Below are 21677 nucleotides of genomic sequence, written 5' to 3'. Positions count from 1 at the left end.
CACCCTGCTACGTCGCGCTCCCCGAAATAGCGGGTCCGGACGCCGCGAGGGCGGCCAGCAGTGCGTCCACCGCCACGTCGGCGACCGCGAGCGGATCGGGCAGCCGGACGGCGATCTCCGCGGCGGCGCCGGCGGCGTCCGGCAGGTCGTGCACGGTGAGTTGCGTCCAGTCCACGCTGTACCGGACGCCGCGCGCCCGTGCTGCGCGGATCAGCCGCCCGCGCAACGCCGCGCGGGTGTCGGACGGCGGGACGTCCATCGCCTGCGCGACGACGTCCGGGTCGGTCAGCCGGATCGCCGCCCCGCGCCGCTCCAGCAACCGGAACAGGCCGCGCGGCGTCCCGTCGGCGTCGCGGGTCAGCTCGTGAAAGGCCAGATCGACCTGGGCCAGCCGACGGTCATCCCAGGACAGCCCGCGAGTGTCGGCGTAGCGGCGCAGCAGCGCCCACTTGGTCACCCACTCCACCTCGCCGTCCAGTTCCGCTTCGCTACCGGCGTCCAGCAGATCGAGCACCCGCGACCAGCGCGCCACCAGTGGCGACGCACCCGCCACCGCCAGGTATTCGCGCTGGACGTCCAGCGCCCCGATGGTGCGCCCGGACGCCAGCCGCAGCACCGCGCGCGGATCGCGGGCCACCGCCCGCAGCGCCCCGGCGACGTCGTCCAACTCCAGCGCGGGCAGCGCCGGTCCGGCACCGGACGCCGCCGCCTCCACGGCATCCAGCACTGCCAGCAGCGAACCCACCTTCAACGCCGCCGACGGCTCGGACAGATTCGAGTCGCCGGAGATCACGTGCAGCCGGCGGAACCGGGACGGGTCGGCCAACGGCTCGTCGCGGGTGTTGATCAGCGGACGAGTCCGGGTGGTCATCGAGGACAGCTCATCGTGCAGCACCTCGGCCCGCTGGCTGATCGCGAAACCGTCCGGGCTCCACCGCCCCGATCCGCAGAGCACCTGCCGGGTGACCAGGAACGGGGTCAGCGCCGCGGCCAGTCCGGGCAGGTCCAGCGACCGGGCGATGCAGTAGTTCTCGTGGCAGCCGTAGGAGTTGCCGTGCGCGTCCACATTGTTCTTCAGCAGCCGGAACCGGATCGGCGCTCCGGACGCCTCACCCTCGGTCTCGACCCGCTGCGCCAACCGGGCCAGCAGCTCGTCGCCGGCCCGCTCCTGCACCAGCAACTGCTCCGTGCCGGCGCATTCGGCGGTGGCGTATTCGGGGTGCGAGCCGACGTCCAGATAGAGCCGGCCGCCGTTGGGCAGGAACACGTTCGAACTCGCGTACTCATGCTCGACCGGCGCGAACAGCCGTGCGGCCGCCTCCCCGCCGCTGATCCGGACGCCGCGGCCGCCGTCCGGTGTGCGCGCGGCCAGCCCGTACTCGGTCTCGACCCCGACGATCCGGGCCGCGGCTGCGCTCACAGACCGGCCAGATCCATCAGCGCGCCCAACTCCTCCGAGGTCAGCTCGCGCAACTCCCCCACCTTGAGCCGTCCGATCCGCACCGGGCCGATCGCGGTCCGGGTCAACCGCCGCACCGGGTGCCCGACCGCGTCGAACATCCGCCGGACGATCCGGTTGCGCCCCTCGTGCAACACCACCTGGACGATGCTGCGGGTGCCGCCGCGCTGAATCAGCTTCACCTGGTCGGGACGGACCGCGCCGTCGTCGAGTTTGATGCCGCGGGTCAGCCGGCGCAGCGTGGTGTTCTCGATCACGCCCTCGATCTCGGCCACGTAGGTCTTGCCGATCTCGTGCGACGGGTGCGCCATCCGCTGGCCGAAATCGCCGTCGTTGGTGATCAGCAGCAGCCCTTCGGTGGGGGTGTCGAGGCGTCCGACGTGGAACAGTCCCTCTTTGGTGCGGCGTCCGAGATAGTCGGAGATGGTGGTCCGGCCCTGCGGGTCGTCCATCGTGCAGACCACGCCGCGCGGCTTGTGGAAGACCAGATAGATGTGCCGGCGCGGCGGCGGAATGCGCGCGCCGTCGACCCGGATCACGTCGCGCAGCGGATCCACCCGGACGCCCTGCTCGGTGATGGTGCGGCCGTTCACCTCGACCACGCCGCTGTCGATGAGCTCCTCGCAATGCCGCCGGGAGCCCAGCCCAGCCCCGGCGAGCACCTTCTGCAGCCGGATCCCCTCGGTCGTCGGAACTTCGTCAGTCATCGGATGCCTTCTTGGTCGGTTGAATCGCCGGGTGAGTTCGCGCTGGTCGCGCGGGTCGGAATCTGGACGCCCTGGGTCTCGCCAAGCCCGACCAACGCGGGGGCCTCGACCGGTTCGACCGACGAGGAAGGCTCGACCATCGAGGACGCCCGCAGCTCGGCTTCCAGCGTGGTGGCGTCCGGCAGCAGCGGGGCGATCGGCGGCAGATCGTCCAGGCTGACCAGCCCGAGCCGCTCCAGGAATTGCCCGGTGGTGCCGAACAGCATCGCCCCTGTCTCCGGGTCGCGGTCGACCTCCTGGACCAGGTCGCGGGTGACCAGGGTGCGCAGCACGCCGTCCACGTTCACCCCGCGCACCGCGGAGACCCGTCCGCGGGAGATCGGCTGCAGGTAGGCGATCACCGCCAGAGTCTCCAGCGCGGCCTGGGAGAGCCGGGCGTGCTGGCCTTCGACCAGCCAGCCGCCGATCAGCTCGGCATGCTCGGCCCGAGTCCAGTACCGCCAGCCGCCGCCGACCTCGCGCAGCTCGAAGCCGCGCGACGTCTCGTCGTAGAACCGGACCAGCCCGCGCAGCGCCTCCTCGACCACTCCGACCGGGGCCCGGACGGCCTGCGCCAGTTCGGCGGTCGGCACCGGTTCGGTGGCCATCAGCAGCAAGGCCTCCAGCGGCGCCGCGATGGTCTCGGCGGACGGCGCCGCGGCGTCCTTGATGCCGGGCAGCGGATGGGCGCCCGCGTCCGGCGCGGACAGATCAGTCATCGGCGCTCTCCTGGCTGTTCTCGGTGTCGAACTCGGCGGAGATCTCGATCGAATCCGCATCGCCGGCGACCCACCGTACTCGCAGCTCGCCCAGCGGCGTGAGCTGTTCGAAAGACACGGCCCGTTCCCGGAACAGCTCCAGCAGGGCCAGGAACCGGGCGACCACGACCAGCCGTTCGCCGGCGTCCGCGACCAGCTCGCGGAAGCTGGCCGCGCCCCGCTCGCGCAGCGTCGCCATCACCAGTTCGGCCTGCTCCCGGACGCTGACCTGGGCCTGGTGCAGGTGGCTCAGCGAGACCTGTTCGGCCGGCTCCGGGGTGAGCGCACGGGCGGCCAGCCAGGCCAGCTGATCGGCGGTGGCGGTGAACCGTAGCTCGGGCAACAGCGCCTTGAACTGCTCCTCCAGGCCGCCCGGACGCGGAAACCGGCGATCCTCCGTTGCCAGGGTGGTGGCGATCCAGCGGCTGACCTCTTTGAACGCCCGGTATTGCAGCAGCCGGGCGAAGAGCAGGTCGCGGGCCTCCAGCAGGGCCAGGTCTTCGGCGTCCTCGACCTCGCCCTGGGGCAGCAGCCGGGCGGCCTTGAGATCGAGCAGGGTGGCGGCCACCACGATGAACTGGCTGATCTGCTCCAGGTCCCAGCGGCCGGGACCCTGCTGCTGGCCGGCCTTCACGTAGGCGATGAACTCGTCGGTGACCACCGACAGGGCGATCTCGGTGATGTCCAGCCGGTGCCGCGAGATCAGCTGCAGCAGCAGATCGAACGGCCCTTCGAAGTTGGCCAGATGGACGGTGAAGCCGGGCACGGCCTCGGTGGTGGCGGACGTCACGACGCGTCGAGTTGCCGGATCAGGTCGCACTCGTCGCCGTTGGCGTCCAGATCGGCCACCGCCAGGGCGACGGCGGCCCGGACGATCCGGCCCCGGTCGACCGCGATCCCGTGCCGGGCGCGTAGGGTGAGCCGGGCCTGTTCCAAAGCCAGCAATTCCTCGGCGCTGACGTAGACGGTGATCTTCTCGTCGTGCTTCACCCGTCCGGAATGCCGAAGCCCCTGGTCAGCGGCGGGTTCGGTGGCCCGGAAAAGCTCCTGGGCGCCGGGCAGCGCTACGCGCCGGGGCATCGCTGGAGCACCTCCCGTGCCAGCATCCGGTAGGCCTCCGCTCCCGGCGAGTTGGTGGCGTAGGTGGTGATCGGCTCGCCGGCCACCGTGGTCTCGGGGAATTTGATCGTCCGCCGGATCACGGTGTGAAAGACCTTGTCGCCGAAGGCTTGGACGACCCGTTCGAGCACCTCGCGGGAATGCACCGTCCGGGAGTCGTACATGGTGCCCAGAATGCCGAGGATCTCCAGGTCGGGGTTGAGCCGATCCTGGACCTTGCCGATGGTGTCGTTGAGCAGGGCCAGCCCGCGCAGCGCGAAGAACTCGCATTCCAGCGGCATCAGCACCCGGTCGGCGGCGGTCAGCGCGTTGACGGTGAGCAGGCCCAGCGACGGCGCGCAGTCGATCAGCACGATGTCGTACTCGCGGCGCACCTGCGCCAGCACCCGCTTCAGGGTCTGCTCGCGGGCCACCTCGGAGACCAGCTGAACCTCGGCGGCGGACAGGTCGATGTTGGCCGGGAGAATGTCGAGGCCGTCGACGACCGACTCGGTGATGATGTCGTGGACATCGTGGTCGCGGGTGAGCAGCAGGTTGTAGATGCTGGTCTCCAGGGTGTGCGGGTTGATGCCCAGCCCCACCGACAGCGAGCCCTGCGGGTCGAAGTCGACCAGCAGCACCCGGCGTCCGGTCTCCGCGAGCGCGGCACCCAGGTTGATCGTGGTGGTGGTCTTGCCCACCCCGCCCTTCTGGTTGCACATCGCGATGATCAGCCCACGGTGGTTGCCCTGCGGCGGTAGCGGCTCGGGCAGGTCGGGCAGCGGACGCCCGGTCGCCCCGAGGACCGGCCCTGGGTCGGGAGCGGTCTCGGGCGCGGCCTCGAACAGCGCCGGCGTTTCGGTGGTGGTGTCGGTCATAGAACCTCCAAGTGTCGACAAAGAGGCTAATGCCTCCGTCGCCCACATCGGGCGGACGCGCCGTTGGGGCGTCCGATCCCCTCCGGTGGTACGCGGCGCGGACGCCGGCGCCGGGGGCGCCTTCGCCGACAGCCATTGACAGCCACGGCGCCGCCGATTAGCGTATGGCGCGAGGTTAGTAACGCGCGTTACCTACCAGTGAATAGTCATCTGGATTCGACTCCGCCGTCGAATCCACTCGCCACGTCGTTTTGTCGGCGATGTCCGGATCTGGACGCCGCCGGGCGCCGCTACGCCATTGTGGCGAATCGCCGCGGCGAATTTCGAGAATCAGCTCCCCACAATTCCAGGAGAAGGGCATGAGCACATGACTGAAGCCACTGGCGCGTCCCGGCGCGCCCTCTTGATCGGCGCCGGCGGCGCCACCATCGGCGGCGCGATGCTCGGCATCGGCGCCAGCCCGGCCCAGGCCACACCGGTCGGCGGCCGCCCCGGTCCGAGCCGGACGCCCAGCCTGCGTCCGACTTACCACTTCAGCGTCCCCGACAACTGGAAGAACGATCCCCAGCGACCGATCTACGTCAACGGCCAGTACCTCTACTACTACCTGTACAACGCCGACTACCTGACCGGCGGCAGCGGAACCGCGTGGCGGCTGGCCACCACCCGCGACCACGTCGCGTTCCGCGACCGCGGGGTGGCACTGCCCAAGAACACCAACGCCAACGGCGATCTGTGGTCGGGCAGCCTGGTGGTCGACACCCTGGGCACCGCCGGGTACGGCAAGGGCGCCGTCGTCGCCCTGGTCACCCAGGCGCCGGACGGCAAGCAGGCGCAGTACCTGTGGTACTCCACCGACGGCGGCCAGTCGTTCACGTCCGGTGGTGCGGCACCGGTGCTGCCTAACCCCGGCGTCTCGGACTTCCGCGATCCCAAGGTGATCTGGGACGCCCCGCGCAAGCGCTGGCTGCTGATCAACGCTGAAGGCCACCGGCTCGGCTTCTACGCCTCGCCGAACCTCAAGTCCTGGAGCTACGTCGGCGACTTCGAGCGCAGCGACATCGGCGTCCTGGAATGCCCCGACCTGTTCCAGATGACCGCCCAGGACGGCTCCTCGCACTGGGTGCTGGCCGCCAGCGCGAACGGCAAGGGCCGCGGACTGCCGGCCACCTACGCCTACTGGGTGGGCAGCTTCGACGGCACCCGGTTCACCCCGGACGTCGCCGAACCACAGTGGCTCGACTGGGGCTTCGACTTCTACGGCGCGGTGACCTACCCGCACCACGACCGGGCCGGACGCGAAGACCCGCGGCTGCGCCGTGCGATCGGCTGGGCGAACTTCTGGGACTATCCGCACAACACCCCGACCTCGTTCACCGACGGCTACAACGGCGACGACATGATCGTCCGCGAGTTGCGGCTGCGCGGCGGCAAGGGCGGCTACTACCTCGCCTCCCAGCCGCCGGCCGCGCTGCGCGACTACGTCACCCGGACCCACCGGCTCGGCGACATCGCGCTGTCCGGGACGAAGGATCTCGCCGTCGCGTCGTCCGCCTATGAGCTCACCTGCGAACTGACCTGGGCCTCCGGCGTCGCGCCCAACGCCGGCTTCGAACTGTGCCGGGCCCCTGGCGGCGGACGCCACGTCGCGGTCGGCGCCTACGTGCCCGCCCCCTACGCCTACATCAACCGGCGTCCGACGATGAACCCCACCGGGGGCGAGTCGCAGACGCCGTTCGACGCCAGCGCGCGGCAACTCGCATTGCGCATTCTGGTCGACCGGACCAGCGTCGAGTTGTTCGTCGGCGACGGACGCTACGTGCATTCTCATCGGGTCTTCCCATTGCCCGGCGACGATCGCATTCGTTTGTACGCCTATGACGGCGGCGCCACCTTCCGCAACCTGACGATTCGCGAGATCCGCCTCCGGTGAACGCGGACCGTCTTCGCCGCACCCACTTGACGCTTCCACGGCGACATGCGTACGCTTCGGTAACGCGCGTTACCCGCGGATTCTCAAGGTGGAGTTCCATGGCCCGTTCGAACCTTTCGACCCGCAGCCGGGCGACGATGAGCGACGTGGCGCGGGCCGCCGGAGTCAGCCGCACCACGGTGTCCTTCGTCCTCAACGACGCCGAGCAGGCCGACAACGTATCCGAGGCCACCAAAGCCCGGGTGCGGCAGGCGGCAGACCAGCTCGGCTACCGTCCGGACGCCAGAGCCCGCGCCCTGGCCGCGCAGAGCACCGACTGGTACGGGCTGCTCACCGAGATCGTCACGGCGCCGTTCGCCGCGCACATCATCCGCGGTGCACAGGACGAGGCCTGGCGGCAGCGTCGGTTCCTGCTGATCGCCCCGGCCGGCGAGGGCGATCAGCAGGACCGGGAGGCCTTCGAACGGGCCTCGGTGGAGAAGCTGCTCGAACAGCGAGTGGGCGGGGTACTGTACGCCGCGACCTGGCATCGCGCGGTCGCCGTCCCCGACCTGCTGCGCGAGCTGCCCACCGTGCTGGTCAACTGCTTCGACGAGAAGGGCGAGCTGCCCTGCATCATTCCCGACGAAGTCAGCGGCGGACGACGGGCCACCGATCGGCTGATCCAGGCCGGTCATCGACGGATCGGCATGATCAACCTCGATCCGGCCATCCCGGCCGCCATCGGACGCCTCCAGGGCTGGCGCGACGCGCACGCCGCGGCCGGCCTGGCCACCGATGACGACCTGGTCGTCGACGGCTATGCCACCGCCGACGGCGGCTACGCGGCGGCCCACGTCCTGCTGGAACAGGACCAGCCGCCGACGGCGATCTTCTGCGCCAATGACCGGATGGCCATGGGCGCGTACGACGCCATCAAAGAACGTGGTTTGCGAATTCCGGACGATATCGCCGTCGTCGGCTTCGACAACTACGAGGTGATCGCGGCCTATCTGCGGCCGCGGCTCACCACTGTTGCACTCCCGTTCGAGGAGATGGGCACCCTCGGGGTCCAGACCCTCGACGCACTCACGACGGGACAGCCGACCCCTGCCATGCGGCAGACGGTCGACTGCCCCCTGTACGAACGCTGCTCGGTCTGACGCCAATCAAAACCCCGAACAGCAATCCCTGTCCCTCCAACTTCACCGAGGTGAAGAGGAAGAGAAACCATCATGTCACGTCCGCAACGGTGGAAGACCCTGCGCCTGCTCGGGGTCACCCTCGCCGCCGGCGCCCTCGCCCTCACCGGGTGCAGCCAGCCCGCGTCCAGTCCCAGTTCGTCCGCTCCCGCCGGAGGCGGCAAGGACTATTCGGACACCCCGCTCACCCTGCCGCGCGAAGATATGGGCACCTTCACCCGCAACTTCAACCCGTTCTCGCCCAACGCCGCCCCGATGACGCAGCAGGCGATCTACGAGCCGCTGATCATCTACAGCGCGACGAACGGCCAGACGACGCCGTGGCTGGCCACCGAGTGGAAGGTCGGCGCCGACGGCAAGAACGTCGAGTTCACCATTCGCCCCGACGTGAAATGGTCCGACGGCCAACCGCTGACCGCCGATGACGTCGTCTACACCTTCGAGCTCCAGAAGAAACTGCTCGGCGGCTACGAATACGTCGACAAGGTCACCGCCGAGAGCGGCAAGGTCCGTTTCGCCCTGAACAAGGCGTATTCGCCGGCATTGTTCGAGATCGGCCAGCACGTCATCATTCCCAAGCACGTCTGGTCCGAGATCAAGGACCCGGCGAAGGACACCAACGAGAAGCCGGTCGGCAGCGGTCCGTACACCGAGATCACCCGGTTCGCCGCCCAGGCGTTCGAGCTCGGCAAGAACCCGAACTACTGGCAGCCCGACAAGCAGAAGATCGCCGGCATCAAGATGCTGGCGTTCTCGGGCAACGACGGTGCCAACCTGGCCGCGGTCAACGGCGACGTGGACTGGACCGATCAGTTCATGCCCAATATCGAGAAGACCTTCGTGGCCAAGGATTCGGCCCATCGTCATTACTGGTTCCCGCCCACGGGTTCGATGATCAACTGGCAGCTGAACACGACGAAGGCGCCGTTCAACGATCCCGTGGTGCGCAAGGCGCTCAGCATGGCCGTCGATCGCGACCAGGTGACCAAGATCGGCATGAACGGCTACACCGGCCCCGCCGACTGCACCGGACTGTCTGGCAGCTACGAGAAGTGGAAGGACACCGCCCTGCGCGACAAGTGCGAGTGGACCAAGCTGAACGTCGACAAGGCCAACCAGCTGCTCGACGAGGCCGGCTACGCCAAGGGCGCCGACGGCAAGCGCACGCTCAAGGACGGCAAGCCGTTCGAGTTCAAATTCTCGGTCGGCGCCACCTCGTCTGACTGGCTGTCGGTGGCGAATGTCATCGCGCAGAACATGGACGCCATCGGCGTCACGCTCAAGGTCGACTCGCCCGACTGGGCGCAGGTCGTTGCCGGCTATGAACAGGGCGACTTCGATTCGGGCATCGTCTGGTCGCCCAACGATCCCGCGCCGTACAAGTACTTCGCGGCGATGATGAGCACCCGGACCGTCAAGCCGGTCGGCAAGAAGGCCACCGAGAACTACCAGCGGTTCGGCGACCCGCGGGCCGACACCCTGCTGGACACGTTCAGCGGCACTAGCGACGAGGCTGCGCAGAAGGACGCCATCAACCAGCTGCAACAGCTCTTCGACGAGACCGCCCCGGTTATTCCGCTCTTCCCCGGGCCGGAGTGGGGCGCCTACAACGACCTCCGCTTCACGGGTTGGCCGAATGAGCAGAATCCGTACGCGAGCCTGAGCGCGCGCTCGGTGCAGACCGTGCTGATTCTCACCACCCTGGAGCCCCGCAAGGGCTGACACCCGTCCCCCCAACCCGGTGGACGCCACTGTCCGGCGTCCACCGGGCGGACGGCTGTCCCCAGCGGGCCCACTCGGACGACCTTGACGGGAGAATCGCGTGCGCTTCATTCTTCGTAGGATCGGTTTCTATCTGATCGCATTCTGGGTGTCGATCACCCTCAATTTCCTGCTGCCCCGGTTCATGCCGGGCGACCCGATTTCGCGGATGCTCTCCCGGAGTCAGGACAAGATGACCGCCGAGCAGGTGCTGCAATTGCAGAAACTGTTCGGAATGGACGACCGGCCGCTCATTCAGCAGTACGTCAGCTATATCGGGGACGTGCTGACCGGCAACATGGGGGTGTCGATCTCTCGATTCCCGACCCCGGTGTCGGAGGTGATCGCGTCCCAGATCGGCTGGACGCTGCTGCTCGGCGCCACCTCGCTGATCATCGCGGCGCTGATCGGAAACCTGCTCGGCATCGTGGCGGCCTGGCGCCGGGGCAGCCTGGTCGACTCGGCGCTGCCGCCGTTCCTGATCTTCATCGGCTCGTTCCCGTATTTCTGGCTGGCGATGGGGGCCCTCTACCTGTTCGGCATCGTGCTCGGCTGGTTTCCGCTGCGGCACGCCTATGACTCCGAACTGGACGCCGGTTTCAGCTGGGCGTTCCTCAGCAGCGTCGGCTACCACCTGTTCCTGCCGGCGCTGACCATCGTGCTGGTCAGCATCGGCGGCTGGATGCTCGGCATGCGCAACACGATGATCGCCACCAACGCCGAGGACTACATCACCATGGCCGAGGCCAAGGGCCTGAAGTCGCGGCGGATCATGCTGCGCTACGCGGCCCGCAACGCGATGCTGCCCTCGGTGACTTCGTTCGGCATGGGCCTCGGCTTCGTGGTCGGCGGCGCCCTGCTCACCGAGACCGTCTTCGCCTATCCGGGCGTCGGCTATCAGCTGCTCACCGCGGTGCAGGGCCTGGACTACCCGCTGATGCAGGGCCTGTTCCTGATCATCACCGGCGCGGTGCTGCTGGCCAACCTGCTGGTCGACATCGTCTACGTCCGGCTCGACCCCCGCGTCCGCACTCACTGAGGGGCATCATGTCAACACCAATCACGACCGCCACCACCGAAGCCGTCAAACCGGCCCGGACCTCGCGGCGTTCCCGGTCGGGCCTGCTGCACGGCCTGATGACCAACCGCAAGGCGATGATCGGCGCCGTCATCCTGATCGTCTTCATTCTGCTGGCACTGCTGGCACCGGTGCTGTTCCCCGGCAACCCGTCCCGGATCACCGCGCTGGCCTCTCAGGAGCCCTCCGCCGAGCACTGGCTCGGCACCACGGCCAAGGGCCAGGACGTGCTCGCACTGACCCTGCACGGCACCCGGATGTCGCTGTTCGTCGGCCTGGTCGCCGGGGTGATGTCGACCATCATCGGCATCCTGGTCGGTCTCACCTCGGCCTACTTCGGCCGGGCCATCGACGAGACCCTGTCGGTGGTGACCAACATCTTCCTGCTCATCCCCGGGCTGCCGCTGCTGGTCATCCTGGCCGCGTTCATGCCGCCCGGCGTCGGCACGGTGATCTTCGTGCTGATCATCACCGGCTGGGCCGGATCGGCACGGGTGCTGCGCAGTCAGGCCCTGTCGATCCGCTCCAAGGACTTCGTCGCCGCCTCCCAGGTGACCGGCGACCGGGCCGGTTGGATCATGTGGCGCGAGATGCTGCCCAATATGGCCTCGGTGGTGATGGGCACCCTGCTGGGCTGCATCATCGGCGCCATCGGCGCCCAGGCCGGCCTGGAGTTCCTCGGCCTCGGCGACACCTCGACGGTGTCCTGGGGCACCAACCTGTACTGGGCCGGCAACGAGGGTGCGCTGCTGACCGGAAGCTGGTGGGTGTTCCTGCCGTCCGGTCTGTGTATCGCGCTGGTCGCGTTCGCGCTGAGCCTGTTCAATTACGCCGTCGACGAGGTCACCAACCCGCGGCTGCGCACCGTCAAGAAGCGCTCGGCCACCGCTCCGCTGGCCCGAACGGAGAACGCAGTATGACCGAGAAACTTCTCCAGATCGACGATCTGACCGTGCAGTATCGCGGCGACGTCCGCACCACGACCGCCGTCGATCACGTCACCTTCGGCATCGCTCCGGGCGAGATCTTCGGTCTGGCCGGCGAATCCGGCTGCGGCAAGTCGACGATCGCGAACACCATCCTGCGGCTGCTCAAGTACCCGGCCGAGGTGGCCGGCGGCAGCATCCGGTTCGACGGACGCGACGTGCTGGCGCTGAACGGCGACGAACTGCGGCAGTTCCGCTGGCGCGAGGTGGCGATGGTGTTCCAGTCGGCGATGAACTCGCTGAACCCGGTGATCACCATCGGCGAACAGATGCGGGACATCTTCACCGCCCATCTCGACGTCGGCCGCGCCGAGGCCGACAAGCGCTGCGGCGAGCTGCTCGAAATGGTGCAGATCGACCGCAACCGGCTGAAGTCGTTCCCGCATCAGCTCTCCGGCGGCATGCGACAGCGGGTGGTGATCGCGATGGCGGTCGCGCTGCGGCCCCGGATGCTGATCCTCGACGAGCCCACCACCGCGCTGGACGTGGTGGTGCAGCAAGAGATCATGGCCGAGATCAAGGCGCTGCAGGCCGAGCTCGGCTTCTCGGTGCTGTTCATCACCCACGACATGTCGCTGATGGTGGAGCTGTCCCACCAGATGGCGGTGATGTACGCCGGACGGATCGTCGAACAGGGACCGGCCAGCACCCTGCACCATCACCCCGCGCACGCCTACACACGGGCGCTGATGGGCGCCTTCCCGCCGATCACCGGGCCACGGGTGCCGTTGCGCGGACTCGGCGAAGGCGTCCGGCTGACCCGGATCGCCGATCTCGAACCGGTCGGCCCCGGCCATTGGGCGGCACCGATCAGCGACGAGGACCGCGTCCGCCTGACCCCGCAGGGCACCGGAACCGAAGGAGAAGCCCGATGACCGACACCACAACCCCGGTTCTGGAGACCCGTGACCTGGTCAAGGAGTACCCGCTGGGCGGGTTCCTCGCCCGCCGGACGCTGCGGGCGCTCGGCGGGGTCAACCTCAGCCTGCACTCGTCCGAGATCCTCGCCCTGGTCGGCGAGTCCGGCTCGGGCAAGAGCACGATCGCCCGGTGCGTGACCAGGCTGGAGCAGCCCACCTCGGGGGAGATCCTGCTCGACGGGGTCGACGTGTTGAAGACCGAGAAGCGGCACGCCAGCCGGGAGTACCGCGGCCGCGTCCAGATGGTCTTCCAGGATCCGTTCGGCTCGCTCAACCCGGTCCACCGGATCTCGCACTTCCTGGAGCGGGCGCTGCGCAACCATCAACCGCTGGCTGGCGCCGCGCTGCAGGACCGGCTGGAGGAACTGATGGCGACCGTCGACCTGGACGCCGACATGCTGGCCAGCTATCCGCACGAGCTCTCCGGCGGGCAGCGGCAGCGGGTGGCGATCGCCCGTGCGCTGGCGGTGGACCCGTCGGTGATCCTGGCCGACGAGCCGACCTCGATGCTGGACGTCTCGGTGCGGATCGGCGTGCTCAACCTGATGCGGTCGCTGCGCGACGACAAGGGCATCGCGATGATCTACATCACCCACGACCTGGCCAGCGCCCGCTATCTGGCCGACCGGATCGCGGTGATGTTCGCCGGCGAGATCGTCGAAGAGGGCGACTCGATGGAGATCCTGGCCCACCCGGCCCATCCGTACACCGAGCTGCTGGTCTCGGCCGTCCCCGACCCCGACCGCAGCGGCAGCTACGACCCGGTGCGCCGGGCGCGGCTGCGGCAGCAGGTGCTGGCCGCCGAGACCTGCCCGTTCGACGGCGACCCGGACAATCGGTGCTCGTCCACCACCCTGGTCCGGCATCGGGTCGGCGAGCCGGCCGCCCGGCATCTCGTCCGCTGTCATCTGTACCGGCCCGAGGCGATGGCCGGCGCGAACGCGTTGACCGCGACAGTGAAGAAGGCGGCGTCGTGACGTCGGCCCTCGGCCTTCCGCCCGCGGAGGACGCCGAGTCGTTGCTGGGCCGGATCAGGCACGATCCGGCCCGGCCCCGATTCCATCTCACCGCGCCGACCGGATGGCTCAACGACCCCAACGGGCTGTGCCAGCGCGACGGCGTCCACCACCTCTTCTACCAGTACAACCCGGCCGGCGGATTCCATCACCAGATCCAGTGGGGGCATGCGACCAGTCGCGACCTGGTGCATTGGACGGATCGGCCGGCGGCGTTGCAGCCGAGCGAGGGTCCGGACGCCGACGGCTGCTGGTCGGGCGTCCTGGTCGACGACGGCGGGACGCCCACCCTGGTCTACACCGGGCATGCCGGGGACGCCGACCTGCCCTGCCTGGCCACCGGATCGGCCGATCTGCTCAGCTGGACGAAGGACCCCGGCAACCCGGTGATCGGCGAGCGTCCGGCGTCCGGGATGTCGGGTTTCCGCGACCACTGCGTGTGGCGCGAAGGCGACCGATGGCGGATGCTGATCGGCGCCGGCCTGCGCGGCAGCGGGGGTTTCGTGGCGCTCTACGACTCCCCCGACCTGCGGTCCTGGGAGTATCGCGGCCCGTTCCTGAGTGGGACGGCCTTCGACCGGGCGCAGGACGACCCGGTCTGGCCGGGCACCATGTGGGAGTGCGCCGAGCTGTTCCGGCTGGACGCCGATCGCGATCAGCCGCTCGGCGACGATCGGACCGGGCACGATTTCCTGGTCTTCTCGGCCTGGCACCAGGGCCTCACCCACCACGCCCTGTACTGGTCGGGCAGCTACCGCGGCGACCGGTTCGCGCCGTCCGGCTTGCATCGTCTCGATCTGGGTGGACGCTACTTCTACGCGCCGCAGAGCTACCGGGACGAGGCCGGCCGGCGCATCATGTTCGGCTGGCTGCAGGACGCCCGCAGCCCCGCGCTCGGGGTGGCGGCCGGCTGGGCCGGGGTGATGAGCCTGCCCCGGCTGGTCACCGAGCGCGGCGACGGCACGCTGCAGTTCGCACCGGCGCCCGAGGTCGAGTCGTTGCGCGCCGGCTGCCTGGTCGACCGCAGCGATTCGGTCGGCCCGGACGCGATGCGCCGCTACCCGGAGGTGTCCGGCGGTCAGCTCGACCTGGAGATCGAGGTGATTCTAGTGCCGGGCGCCGGCATCGAGGTGCAGCTGCCCGGCCATGACCTGGGCGGGGGCTGCGTCGGCGCGGCCGTGCTGCGGATCGAACGCAGCCGCCTCGATTCGCTCAGCGTCCAGCTGGACCGGTCGACCACGGCCGGCGATCCGGGCATCGACACCAGCCTGCGCGGCGGGTTCGCGCCGGTGGCTGCGGACGGGGCGGTCGGCGTCCGGATCGTCGTCGACCACTCGGCGCTGGAGATCTTCGTCAACGGTGTCGCGCTGACCGCCCGCGTCCATCCGGAAAGCACCGAGACGTCGCTCGGAGTGCGGACGGCCGCCGCGTCCGTCCCGGTCGCGCTGCGCGCCTGGCGAATGACGGACGCCTGGCCGTCCGATCGTCCCTAGACGTATTCGACACCGTGCGGGAGCCTGGCCAGCAGCTCCCAGCCTCGTCCGTCGCGGCGGTAGGTGCAGTGGCCGCCGAGCAGCGCCAGCCGCTCGCGGACGCCGGTGAGTCCCATCCCGGCCGGCGGGGTCAGCCCGTTGGTGGCCGGGGCGGCCACGTTGGTGAAGCGGGCGACCACGTCCGACCCGTCGTCCTTCAGTCGAAGCCCGCAGGCAGTGCCCGGCTGGGCGTGCCGGACGATGTTGTTCACCGCCTCGACGGTGACAGCGCTCAGCGCCTGGGCGCGCGCCGCGCTCAGGCGTTCAATCTCGACCTCGGCCTCCACCCGGAATCCGGCGGCGCGCAACCGCTCGGCCTGATCGGCGACGGTGGCCCGCAGGGTGTCGAGGTTCGCCAGCGGCTGGGCCGATCCCGACGGCCCTTGCCGCAGGCGTCCGAGCAGTTCGCGCAGGTCGTGCGCGGACGCCCGGCACTCCTGCGCCATCCACTCCAGGTCGGCACGGAATTGGTCGGGCAGTCCCGGCTCGGCCAGGGCCAGGTGAGCCCGCATCGCGGTCGAGGACAGCGTCTGGGCCACCGTGTCGTGCAAGTCGCGCGCCAACTCCAGCCGGAACGCGTCCAACTCGGCGTTGCCTCGCTCACGCTCGAGCTGGACGAGCCGTTGCCAGCGCCGTCCCAACTCGCCGCTGCCGATGGCGAGGGCGAACAGGAGCACCAGGACGGCCGCCGTCACCCAGTGCGTCTCGGCACTCTGGATCGAGCGCGACACCATCACCACGTAGCCCAGGACGGCCGACGCCACGGTCAGCGGAATCTTCCAGCGAAGGTTCTGGCGGAATGCCGCCATCACGTTCACCAGAAGCGCCAGACCGCTCATGCTCGGCACGACGCCGGGGATGACCAGCCAGCTGAACACCCCGACGGCAACGGCGATCGCGCCGCGCTTCGGCCACCGGTAGGAGAGTCCTGCCCCCACGCAGGTGACCAGATCGATCACCCACATGTAGTTCCAGGACTCTCCCAGGTTGATCATCAGGCAGGCGAAAAAGACGCCGCCGGCCAGGATCGGTTCCAGCCACCGGTTCGAAACCGGTTCCAATTCGCCTTCTGGGGGTGCCACGGGTAGAAGGCTACCGAGTCAGGGTCACGGTGGCCCGGTGAGGTTATCGCGACCGGAAGCAGAACCAGGGCAGGACCTGGCAGAATCCGGCCTTGACGGCCGTGTGGCCGCCTCGCTTGACACTCAGGCCGACGTTGAACAGGCGCAGCACGCCGGGGAGGATGACGGGGATGGCTGCAATCAGGTAAAGAAGGGACATGATATGTACTCCAGTCTTAGGGGGGTTGAGGGGTACGACAACAACTGTACGGATCCCTTGCGACATAACGAAAGTCCCGGCGCGAACGATCGCCGGCCGGAGACCCCCGATAGACGCAGATCAACCCTGCGGGACTGAGGGTCTCCCAAAGTTGATCCGGCCGTGCGGGACCCGGCATCGGCCGGGTTGAATAGAGACATCGATTCGGCCGCAAGGTCGGGACGAACCACCCCCAGCGTCGGCCAGACCCTCTGGAAGCCCCCCAATGGAGCCGATCCAGATCGGCTTCGCCCCCCCCTCTCGCAACCCGAGGGTCTGGCCAAGACGCTTTTTCTGTGCCGCGACGCCCGGTCTTAACGGCGCACCATTCCCCAGGCATTGGCCTTCGCGGCCAGTTGTGCGCGGCTGCGGCTGCCCGTCTTGCGCAGCAACCGACTCACGTAGGTCTTCACCGTGCTGGGCGCCAGATGCAGCGCACGGCCGATGTCGGCGTTGTCGAGGCCCGAACCCACCAGACTGAGCAGCTTCACCTCGGTGTCACTGAGGTCACGCGGACGGTTGCCGCTGCGGCCGATGCCCTGCAGCACCTGCGCGGTCAGCTTCGGCGAGACCAGGGCCTCCCCTTCGTAGGCACTGCGGATGGCCTGCACCAGCAGCACCGGCGGGTCGACCTTGAGCAGGAACCCACTCGCGCCGGCGGCCAGCGCCTCGCGCATGAACGGCTCGTCGCCGACCGCGGTGAAGCACAGCGACCGGGGCGGGTCGGGCAGCAGGTAGACCTCGTTGAGCAGCGCGATGCCGTCCATTCCGGGCATGTGCAGATCGGTCACCAGCACGTCCGGACGCAGGGTACGCACCAACTCCAAGCCCCGAGCGCCGTCACTGGCGATGTCGAGAAGCTCGATGTCGGGAACCTGGGCGAGGTAGCCACGAATCGCCCGCTGCGCCAACGGGTCGTCCTCAACGGCTACCACTCGGATCACGCAGGCACCTCCGTGACGGCGCGCCGGAGCGCCAGCCGAGGGCCACTACACGAGGATAGGAGCGCGCGATGCGCGGGGAGTCTCATTGCTGCTCACTTCGATCGGGGGTTGGCCCATCCTTTCATCCGCGGGCCGTTTCGCCATCTCCCCAATCACCTGTCGAACGCTATCCTTCGGCCTTCTCAGGAAGCTATCAGCGAGTGCTCAGGGGTCAGGGGTCTCTGCGGGCCCACGGCAGCCATCTGGCGGGCATCGGGACATTGCCCGCGGATCACCCAAATCGGCCCATGAATATACCCATAGGGGGTATATTCATGGCATGCGCGCTCTCGTTCGTCTCGCCTTTCCCCTCGTCGCCGGACTCGCCCTGGCCGGCTGCCGGTCCCCCGCCGCCGCACCGAGTTCGGCGCCATCGGCGTCCGCAACCGCGTCGAGCACCGCGAACGCCGCCGACGTGATGTTCACCCAGATGATGATCCCGCACCACGAGCAGGCCGTGGTGATGAGCGACGCGATGCTGGCTAAGCAGGGCATCTCCGCCGAGGTGACCACGCTGGCCACTCAGATCAAGAACGCCCAGCAGCCCGAGATCGACCAGATGCGCGGCTGGCTGACCGCCTGGGGCGCCTCGGAGCACGGCGATCACCACGGCCATACCGGCATCGACGGCATGCTCTCCGACCAGGAGCTGGACGCTCTGAAGGCCGCTCAGGGCAAGGAGGCCGAGAAGCTCTTCCTGACCGGCATGATCCAGCACCACGAAGGCGCGATCGCGATGGCCAAGGAGGTCCAGGCCAAGGGCAGCGACCCCGACCTGAAGAAGCTCGCCGACGCCATCGTCACCAGCCAGCAGGCCGAGATCGACCAGATGACGAAGCTGCTGGAGGGCTGAGCCCCCCGCCTTGCTTGATGTACGGCAACTTTCCCGTATATTTATACGGGAAAGTTGCCGTACAAACGTGGAGGCGCCATGGAGCCCATCACCCCGCAGCCTGGCTCGGCCCAGGATCCACGCCACTTCGTCGGACGCGAGCAGACCTCGGCCGTCGCCGACCGAAAGCTCGCCAGCGGCGCGAATCTGCTGCTCAACGATCCCCGGCGGATGGGCAAGAGCTACTGGCTGAAGGCGTACACCAGCCGAACCGACGCGTTCATCGCGATCATCATCGACCACGAGGGCGTCGCCACTCAGGACGAGTTCCTGCTGCGGACGGTGGCCGCGCTACGCAATAGCCAGAAGCTCCACACGAGTGGTCTCATCGCAAAGCTCCAGGCCATGTTCCAGGACGTGGAGGTGGGTGGCGGTCCGATCAAGGTTCGGGTGGCACTGCAACAGCGCTCGCCCGCCAGCCTGTTGGGCGACACCCTGAAAGCACTCAGCGAGAGTGCGAGCAGCCCGGTCCTGATCTGCATGGACGAGGTGCCGCTGGCGATCCTCAACATCGCCAACAACGAGGGACAACAGAGCGCCCACGAATTGCTGCAGACCCTTCGGATGCTGCGCCAGACCGAGAGCGGCATCCGCTGGATCCTGGCTGGCTCGATCGGCTTCCATCACGTCCTGACCGCATGCGGTACGACCACGGGCGACCTCAACGACCTGGACAATCTGCCTTTGGGTCCGTTGACCACGGCCGAGGGGACCGAGCTTGCCCAACGCCTGTTGCTGGGCATCGGTCGCCACGCGACCGATGCCTCGGTGAGCCGTTTTGTCGAGCGCACCGGCAGCATCCCCTATCTGCTGCACAAGGTCGCGTCGCTACTCGATGACGGCCGCAGTACGCCGGTATCGACGGCCGAGTTCGACGGTGCCTTCGAGGAGTTCATCGACGACCCGGACGAGTTCCAGTCCTTCGCGCACCTTCTGACCCGGCTCGAGCCCAACTACGGCGACGACGCCAAGCTCGCCGGCGAGATCCTCAACGGCGCACTCTCGGTCGAGAACACATGGCGCGACGTGGGGACGCTGCGGACCGACGTGGGAGAGCCGGAGCGGTTCGATTCCGTCCTCACGAATCTGATCAGCGATCACTATCTCGAACAGCGCGGGCGGAGGGTCCGCTGGAGGTATCCGGTGTTGCAGTACATCTGGGCACGCCGCCGGATGATCTGGGACCGACCGTCATGACTATGTTGCTGTCTCGGTTCACGCCGTCGGTGATGCCCGCCGACACCCTCGAAGGCATCTTCGTCGGACGCAACCATGTCCTGGGCGCGATCATGCGTCGAATCGGGGAAGCAGCCACCTCCGATACCCGCAATCACACCCTGTTGGTCGGCCCCAGGGGGGCCGGAAAGACGCATCTGATTGCGCTTACCTATCACCGCACCAAAGCCATGATCGATACCGGCGCCCAGCTGCAGCTCGCCTGGCTGCCCGAGGATCCCTGGACGGTCGCCTCCTATCGGCACCTGCTCGGCCTCATCCTCGAGCGATTGGAGACCGAACCTCCCCTTTCCGGTCGCGGCAGCGAAGCCGAACGGGAAGCCCGGTTGGTCGCCCGCGCAGAAGCAGACGGCACCATCGTGGTGCTGGTGGAGAACCTGGACCGGATCCTGTATCAGCTGGGCGACACAGGGCAGCAGAAGTTGCGGCACTTCCTTCAGCACGAGTGCCGCATGGTGTTGGTCGCGACCTCCACCACCCTCGACAAGAACCTCTCCGACCAGGCCCGTCCGTTTTTCAGCTTCTTCACCTCCACCCGGCTGCAACCGTTCACCCCGGAGCAAGGTCGGGACATGCTCGCCGCCATCGCGGAGCGCGCCGGCAATCAGGAACTGGTCGAGTTCCTGCACACCGACCGAGGGCTCGGCCGGGTCAAGGCGATCGCCCACCTGGCCGGCGGGCAGCCACGGCTGTGGGCCCTGCTGTCGAGTTCGCTGGACGTGGCCGAACTCGATTCCCTGGTCGATCTGCTGATGACCCGCTTCGACGACCTGACCCCGTACTACCAGGAGCAGCTGGCCGCCATCTCTCCGCAACAACGATTGATCGTCGCCGAACTCGCCGAGGCCAACCATCCGCTGCATGTCGGCGCACTCGCGGCCCGCTTGGAGATCGACCAGCGCAGCCTGGCCAAATCGGTCAGCGACCTCGTCGATCGGGCTTGGCTACGTCCGGTGACAACGCCATTCGCCGACCTGCTGGATCGGCGGCGCACCTACTACGAACTGGCCGAACCAATGGCCCGGCTCGCGTTCCAGCTCAAGGATTCCCGCGGTGAGCCACTACGACTGGTGGTGGACTTCATCAAGTCCTGGTTCGATCCGGACGATCTGGAACGGATCGACGGCGACGGCCGGCTGGGGTCGTACCTGCCGGTTCTGCAGCTGGAGTTCGAGTCGGACGCCGTCGGCGGCGTCGTCCGGCGACTCACCTCGTTGCCGATCACCCGCGCACCCGCACTCGACCTACTCGGTCAGTTGGACGACGCTCTGGCCGCCGCCATGGACGGGGACGCCGGCGATCTGATGGAGCTGCCCACCAACCTCCGGGTGGTTCTCCAAGAGCGGATCGGAGCCGGAGCCGACAGAACCAAGGCGATGCTTGGCCTGCGGCTCACGATGCACACCGAAGCCCTGGACGAGGTCGGCAACGTGCCAACTAAGGGCGCCGATCAGTGGATCCGGCGGGCCGAACGTCTTCTCGCTACCCAGCCCGACGACGGCCCAACTCAATTGATCCTGATTCGCTGGCTGGCACACGCCTGGCGATTCCCCGAGGCCGAGGCCGCACTCGCGGCCCTGTTCTCGCCCGCTGGCGACGACCAAGTCAGCAGGCTTTCCGCAACCGCGTGGCTGGCCGCCGCCTATCAGAGCGCCGGGAAGCTGAAGCGGGCGATCTCTCTGTTGGAACAGAACCTCGCCGACTACGAACGCATCCTCGGCCCCGAGCATCCCAACACCCTGACCACCCGCCACAACCTCGCCGCCTGGCGCGGGGAAGCTGGTGATGCGACTGGTGCCGTGACCGCGTTCGCTGAACTCCTCCCCATCCAGGAACGCGTACTCGGCCCCGAGCACCCCAACACCCTGACCACCCGCCACAACCTCGCCGCCTGGCGCGG

Annotated in this window: 20 protein-coding genes; 11 read left to right on the top strand and 9 right to left on the bottom strand. The window is 68.3% G+C overall.

From position 1 onward, the window contains the following. Positions 1 to 7 precede the first annotated feature (7 nt). Genes QM619_RS09250 through QM619_RS09225 form a run of 6 tightly spaced genes read right to left on the bottom strand, consistent with a single transcriptional unit; the run spans position 8 to position 4939 of the window. A complete protein-coding gene (locus tag QM619_RS09250; RefSeq protein ID WP_415107204.1) occupies positions 8 to 1420 on the bottom strand; it encodes a proteasome accessory factor PafA2 family protein in 1413 nt (470 codons plus the stop codon). After that, positions 1417 to 2166 carry a pseudouridine synthase gene (locus QM619_RS09245; RefSeq protein WP_415107201.1) on the bottom strand — a complete coding sequence of 250 codons (750 nt, stop codon included), beginning with the start codon at positions 2164 to 2166 and terminating at the stop codon, positions 1417 to 1419. Before QM619_RS09245 ends, QM619_RS09250 begins: the two co-directional genes overlap by 4 nt. Continuing rightward, on the bottom strand, positions 2163 to 2924 hold the full coding sequence (gene scpB, locus QM619_RS09240; protein ID WP_415107198.1) for an SMC-Scp complex subunit ScpB: 762 nt from the start codon (positions 2922 to 2924) through the stop codon (positions 2163 to 2165). Before scpB ends, QM619_RS09245 begins: the two co-directional genes overlap by 4 nt. After that, positions 2917 to 3753, bottom strand: a complete 837-nt coding sequence (locus QM619_RS09235; RefSeq protein ID WP_415107195.1) for a segregation and condensation protein A — start codon at positions 3751 to 3753, stop codon at positions 2917 to 2919. Before QM619_RS09235 ends, scpB begins: the two co-directional genes overlap by 8 nt. Continuing rightward, the gene (locus tag QM619_RS09230) at positions 3750 to 4043 is read right to left on the bottom strand and encodes a hypothetical protein (RefSeq protein WP_415107192.1); all 294 of its coding nucleotides are present in this window, start codon (positions 4041 to 4043) and stop codon (positions 3750 to 3752) included. Before QM619_RS09230 ends, QM619_RS09235 begins: the two co-directional genes overlap by 4 nt. Next, entirely contained in the window at positions 4028 to 4939 is a 912-nt protein-coding gene (locus QM619_RS09225) for a ParA family protein (protein WP_415107189.1), read from the bottom strand. The genes QM619_RS09230 and QM619_RS09225 overlap by 16 nt, the downstream gene beginning before the upstream one ends. A gap of 367 nt (positions 4940 to 5306) precedes the next feature. Here QM619_RS09225 and QM619_RS09220 point away from each other — a divergent pair, with 367 nt between their 5' ends. From QM619_RS09220 to QM619_RS09185, 8 genes are all read left to right on the top strand, one after another. After that, positions 5307 to 6872: a glycoside hydrolase family 32 protein gene (locus QM619_RS09220; RefSeq protein ID WP_415107186.1), complete on the top strand. Its 1566-nt coding sequence runs from the start codon at positions 5307 to 5309 to the stop codon at positions 6870 to 6872. A gap of 98 nt (positions 6873 to 6970) precedes the next feature. Next, positions 6971 to 8014, top strand: coding sequence for a LacI family DNA-binding transcriptional regulator (locus tag QM619_RS09215; protein ID WP_415107183.1), 1044 nt, complete (start codon positions 6971 to 6973; stop codon positions 8012 to 8014). 72 nt (positions 8015 to 8086) lie between these two features. Beyond that, complete coding sequence (locus QM619_RS09210; RefSeq protein WP_415107180.1) at positions 8087 to 9775, top strand: ABC transporter substrate-binding protein; 1689 nt, start codon at positions 8087 to 8089, stop codon at positions 9773 to 9775. A 100-nt stretch (positions 9776 to 9875) separates the two neighbouring features. Further along, a complete protein-coding gene (locus tag QM619_RS09205) occupies positions 9876 to 10853 on the top strand; it encodes an ABC transporter permease (protein ID WP_415107178.1) in 978 nt (325 codons plus the stop codon). 8 nt (positions 10854 to 10861) lie between these two features. Then, positions 10862 to 11812 carry an ABC transporter permease gene (locus QM619_RS09200; RefSeq protein WP_415107175.1) on the top strand — a complete coding sequence of 317 codons (951 nt, stop codon included), beginning with the start codon at positions 10862 to 10864 and terminating at the stop codon, positions 11810 to 11812. After that, a complete protein-coding gene (locus QM619_RS09195; protein WP_415107172.1) occupies positions 11809 to 12753 on the top strand; it encodes an ABC transporter ATP-binding protein in 945 nt (314 codons plus the stop codon). The genes QM619_RS09200 and QM619_RS09195 overlap by 4 nt, the downstream gene beginning before the upstream one ends. Further along, positions 12750 to 13775 carry an ABC transporter ATP-binding protein gene (locus tag QM619_RS09190; RefSeq protein ID WP_415107169.1) on the top strand — a complete coding sequence of 342 codons (1026 nt, stop codon included), beginning with the start codon at positions 12750 to 12752 and terminating at the stop codon, positions 13773 to 13775. Before QM619_RS09195 ends, QM619_RS09190 begins: the two co-directional genes overlap by 4 nt. Further along, complete coding sequence (locus tag QM619_RS09185; protein ID WP_415107166.1) at positions 13772 to 15307, top strand: glycoside hydrolase family 32 protein; 1536 nt, start codon at positions 13772 to 13774, stop codon at positions 15305 to 15307. Before QM619_RS09190 ends, QM619_RS09185 begins: the two co-directional genes overlap by 4 nt. Here the strand turns inward: QM619_RS09185 and QM619_RS09180 are convergent. The 3 genes from QM619_RS09180 to QM619_RS09170 form a co-directional block, all read right to left on the bottom strand. Next, positions 15304 to 16428 carry a sensor histidine kinase gene (locus QM619_RS09180; protein WP_415107163.1) on the bottom strand — a complete coding sequence of 375 codons (1125 nt, stop codon included), beginning with the start codon at positions 16426 to 16428 and terminating at the stop codon, positions 15304 to 15306. The two genes, QM619_RS09185 and QM619_RS09180, sit on opposite strands and share 4 nt — an antisense overlap. 43 nt (positions 16429 to 16471) lie before the next feature. Beyond that, entirely contained in the window at positions 16472 to 16627 is a 156-nt protein-coding gene (locus QM619_RS09175) for a hypothetical protein (RefSeq protein ID WP_415107161.1), read from the bottom strand. A 353-nt stretch (positions 16628 to 16980) separates the two neighbouring features. After that, positions 16981 to 17610: a response regulator gene (locus QM619_RS09170; protein ID WP_415107158.1), complete on the bottom strand. Its 630-nt coding sequence runs from the start codon at positions 17608 to 17610 to the stop codon at positions 16981 to 16983. 319 nt (positions 17611 to 17929) lie between these two features. Here QM619_RS09170 and QM619_RS09165 point away from each other — a divergent pair, with 319 nt between their 5' ends. From QM619_RS09165 to QM619_RS09155, 3 genes are all read left to right on the top strand, one after another. After that, positions 17930 to 18502: a DUF305 domain-containing protein gene (locus tag QM619_RS09165; protein WP_415107155.1), complete on the top strand. Its 573-nt coding sequence runs from the start codon at positions 17930 to 17932 to the stop codon at positions 18500 to 18502. 210 nt (positions 18503 to 18712) lie between these two features. Continuing rightward, positions 18713 to 19738 (top strand): hypothetical protein, encoded by a 1026-nt coding sequence (locus tag QM619_RS09160; protein ID WP_415107152.1) that lies wholly within the window; start codon positions 18713 to 18715, stop codon positions 19736 to 19738. After that, positions 19735 to 21677: tetratricopeptide repeat protein (locus tag QM619_RS09155; protein WP_415107150.1), on the top strand; the 1943-nt coding region annotated here is incomplete at its 3' end. The genes QM619_RS09160 and QM619_RS09155, both read left to right, overlap by 4 nt.

The organism is Micropruina sp. (assembly GCF_047606665.1).
Classification (GTDB): domain Bacteria; phylum Actinomycetota; class Actinomycetes; order Propionibacteriales; family Propionibacteriaceae; genus Micropruina.
The sequence above is the reverse complement of the archived record's forward strand: the minus strand, read 5'-3'. Positions and strand labels throughout refer to the sequence as shown.

What these genes read in the sequence shown, in the direction of transcription:
- QM619_RS09245 (WP_415107201.1), bottom strand. Translation starts at nt 2,166, where the DNA reads ATGACTGACGAAGTTCCGACGACCGAGGGGATCCGGCTGCAGAAGGTG.
- scpB (WP_415107198.1), bottom strand. Translation starts at nt 2,924, where the DNA reads ATGACTGATCTGTCCGCGCCGGACGCGGGCGCCCATCCGCTGCCCGGC.
- QM619_RS09230 (WP_415107192.1), bottom strand. Translation starts at nt 4,043, where the DNA reads ATGCCCCGGCGCGTAGCGCTGCCCGGCGCCCAGGAGCTTTTCCGGGCC.
- QM619_RS09225 (WP_415107189.1), bottom strand. Translation starts at nt 4,939, where the DNA reads ATGACCGACACCACCACCGAAACGCCGGCGCTGTTCGAGGCCGCGCCC.
- QM619_RS09220 (WP_415107186.1), top strand. Translation starts at nt 5,307, where the DNA reads ATGACTGAAGCCACTGGCGCGTCCCGGCGCGCCCTCTTGATCGGCGCC.
- QM619_RS09215 (WP_415107183.1), top strand. Translation starts at nt 6,971, where the DNA reads ATGGCCCGTTCGAACCTTTCGACCCGCAGCCGGGCGACGATGAGCGAC.
- QM619_RS09210 (WP_415107180.1), top strand. Translation starts at nt 8,087, where the DNA reads ATGTCACGTCCGCAACGGTGGAAGACCCTGCGCCTGCTCGGGGTCACC.
- QM619_RS09200 (WP_415107175.1), top strand. Translation starts at nt 10,862, where the DNA reads ATGTCAACACCAATCACGACCGCCACCACCGAAGCCGTCAAACCGGCC.
- QM619_RS09195 (WP_415107172.1), top strand. Translation starts at nt 11,809, where the DNA reads ATGACCGAGAAACTTCTCCAGATCGACGATCTGACCGTGCAGTATCGC.
- QM619_RS09190 (WP_415107169.1), top strand. Translation starts at nt 12,750, where the DNA reads ATGACCGACACCACAACCCCGGTTCTGGAGACCCGTGACCTGGTCAAG.
- QM619_RS09175 (WP_415107161.1), bottom strand. Translation starts at nt 16,627, where the DNA reads ATGTCCCTTCTTTACCTGATTGCAGCCATCCCCGTCATCCTCCCCGGC.
- QM619_RS09165 (WP_415107155.1), top strand. Translation starts at nt 17,930, where the DNA reads ATGCGCGCTCTCGTTCGTCTCGCCTTTCCCCTCGTCGCCGGACTCGCC.
- QM619_RS09160 (WP_415107152.1), top strand. Translation starts at nt 18,713, where the DNA reads ATGGGCAAGAGCTACTGGCTGAAGGCGTACACCAGCCGAACCGACGCG.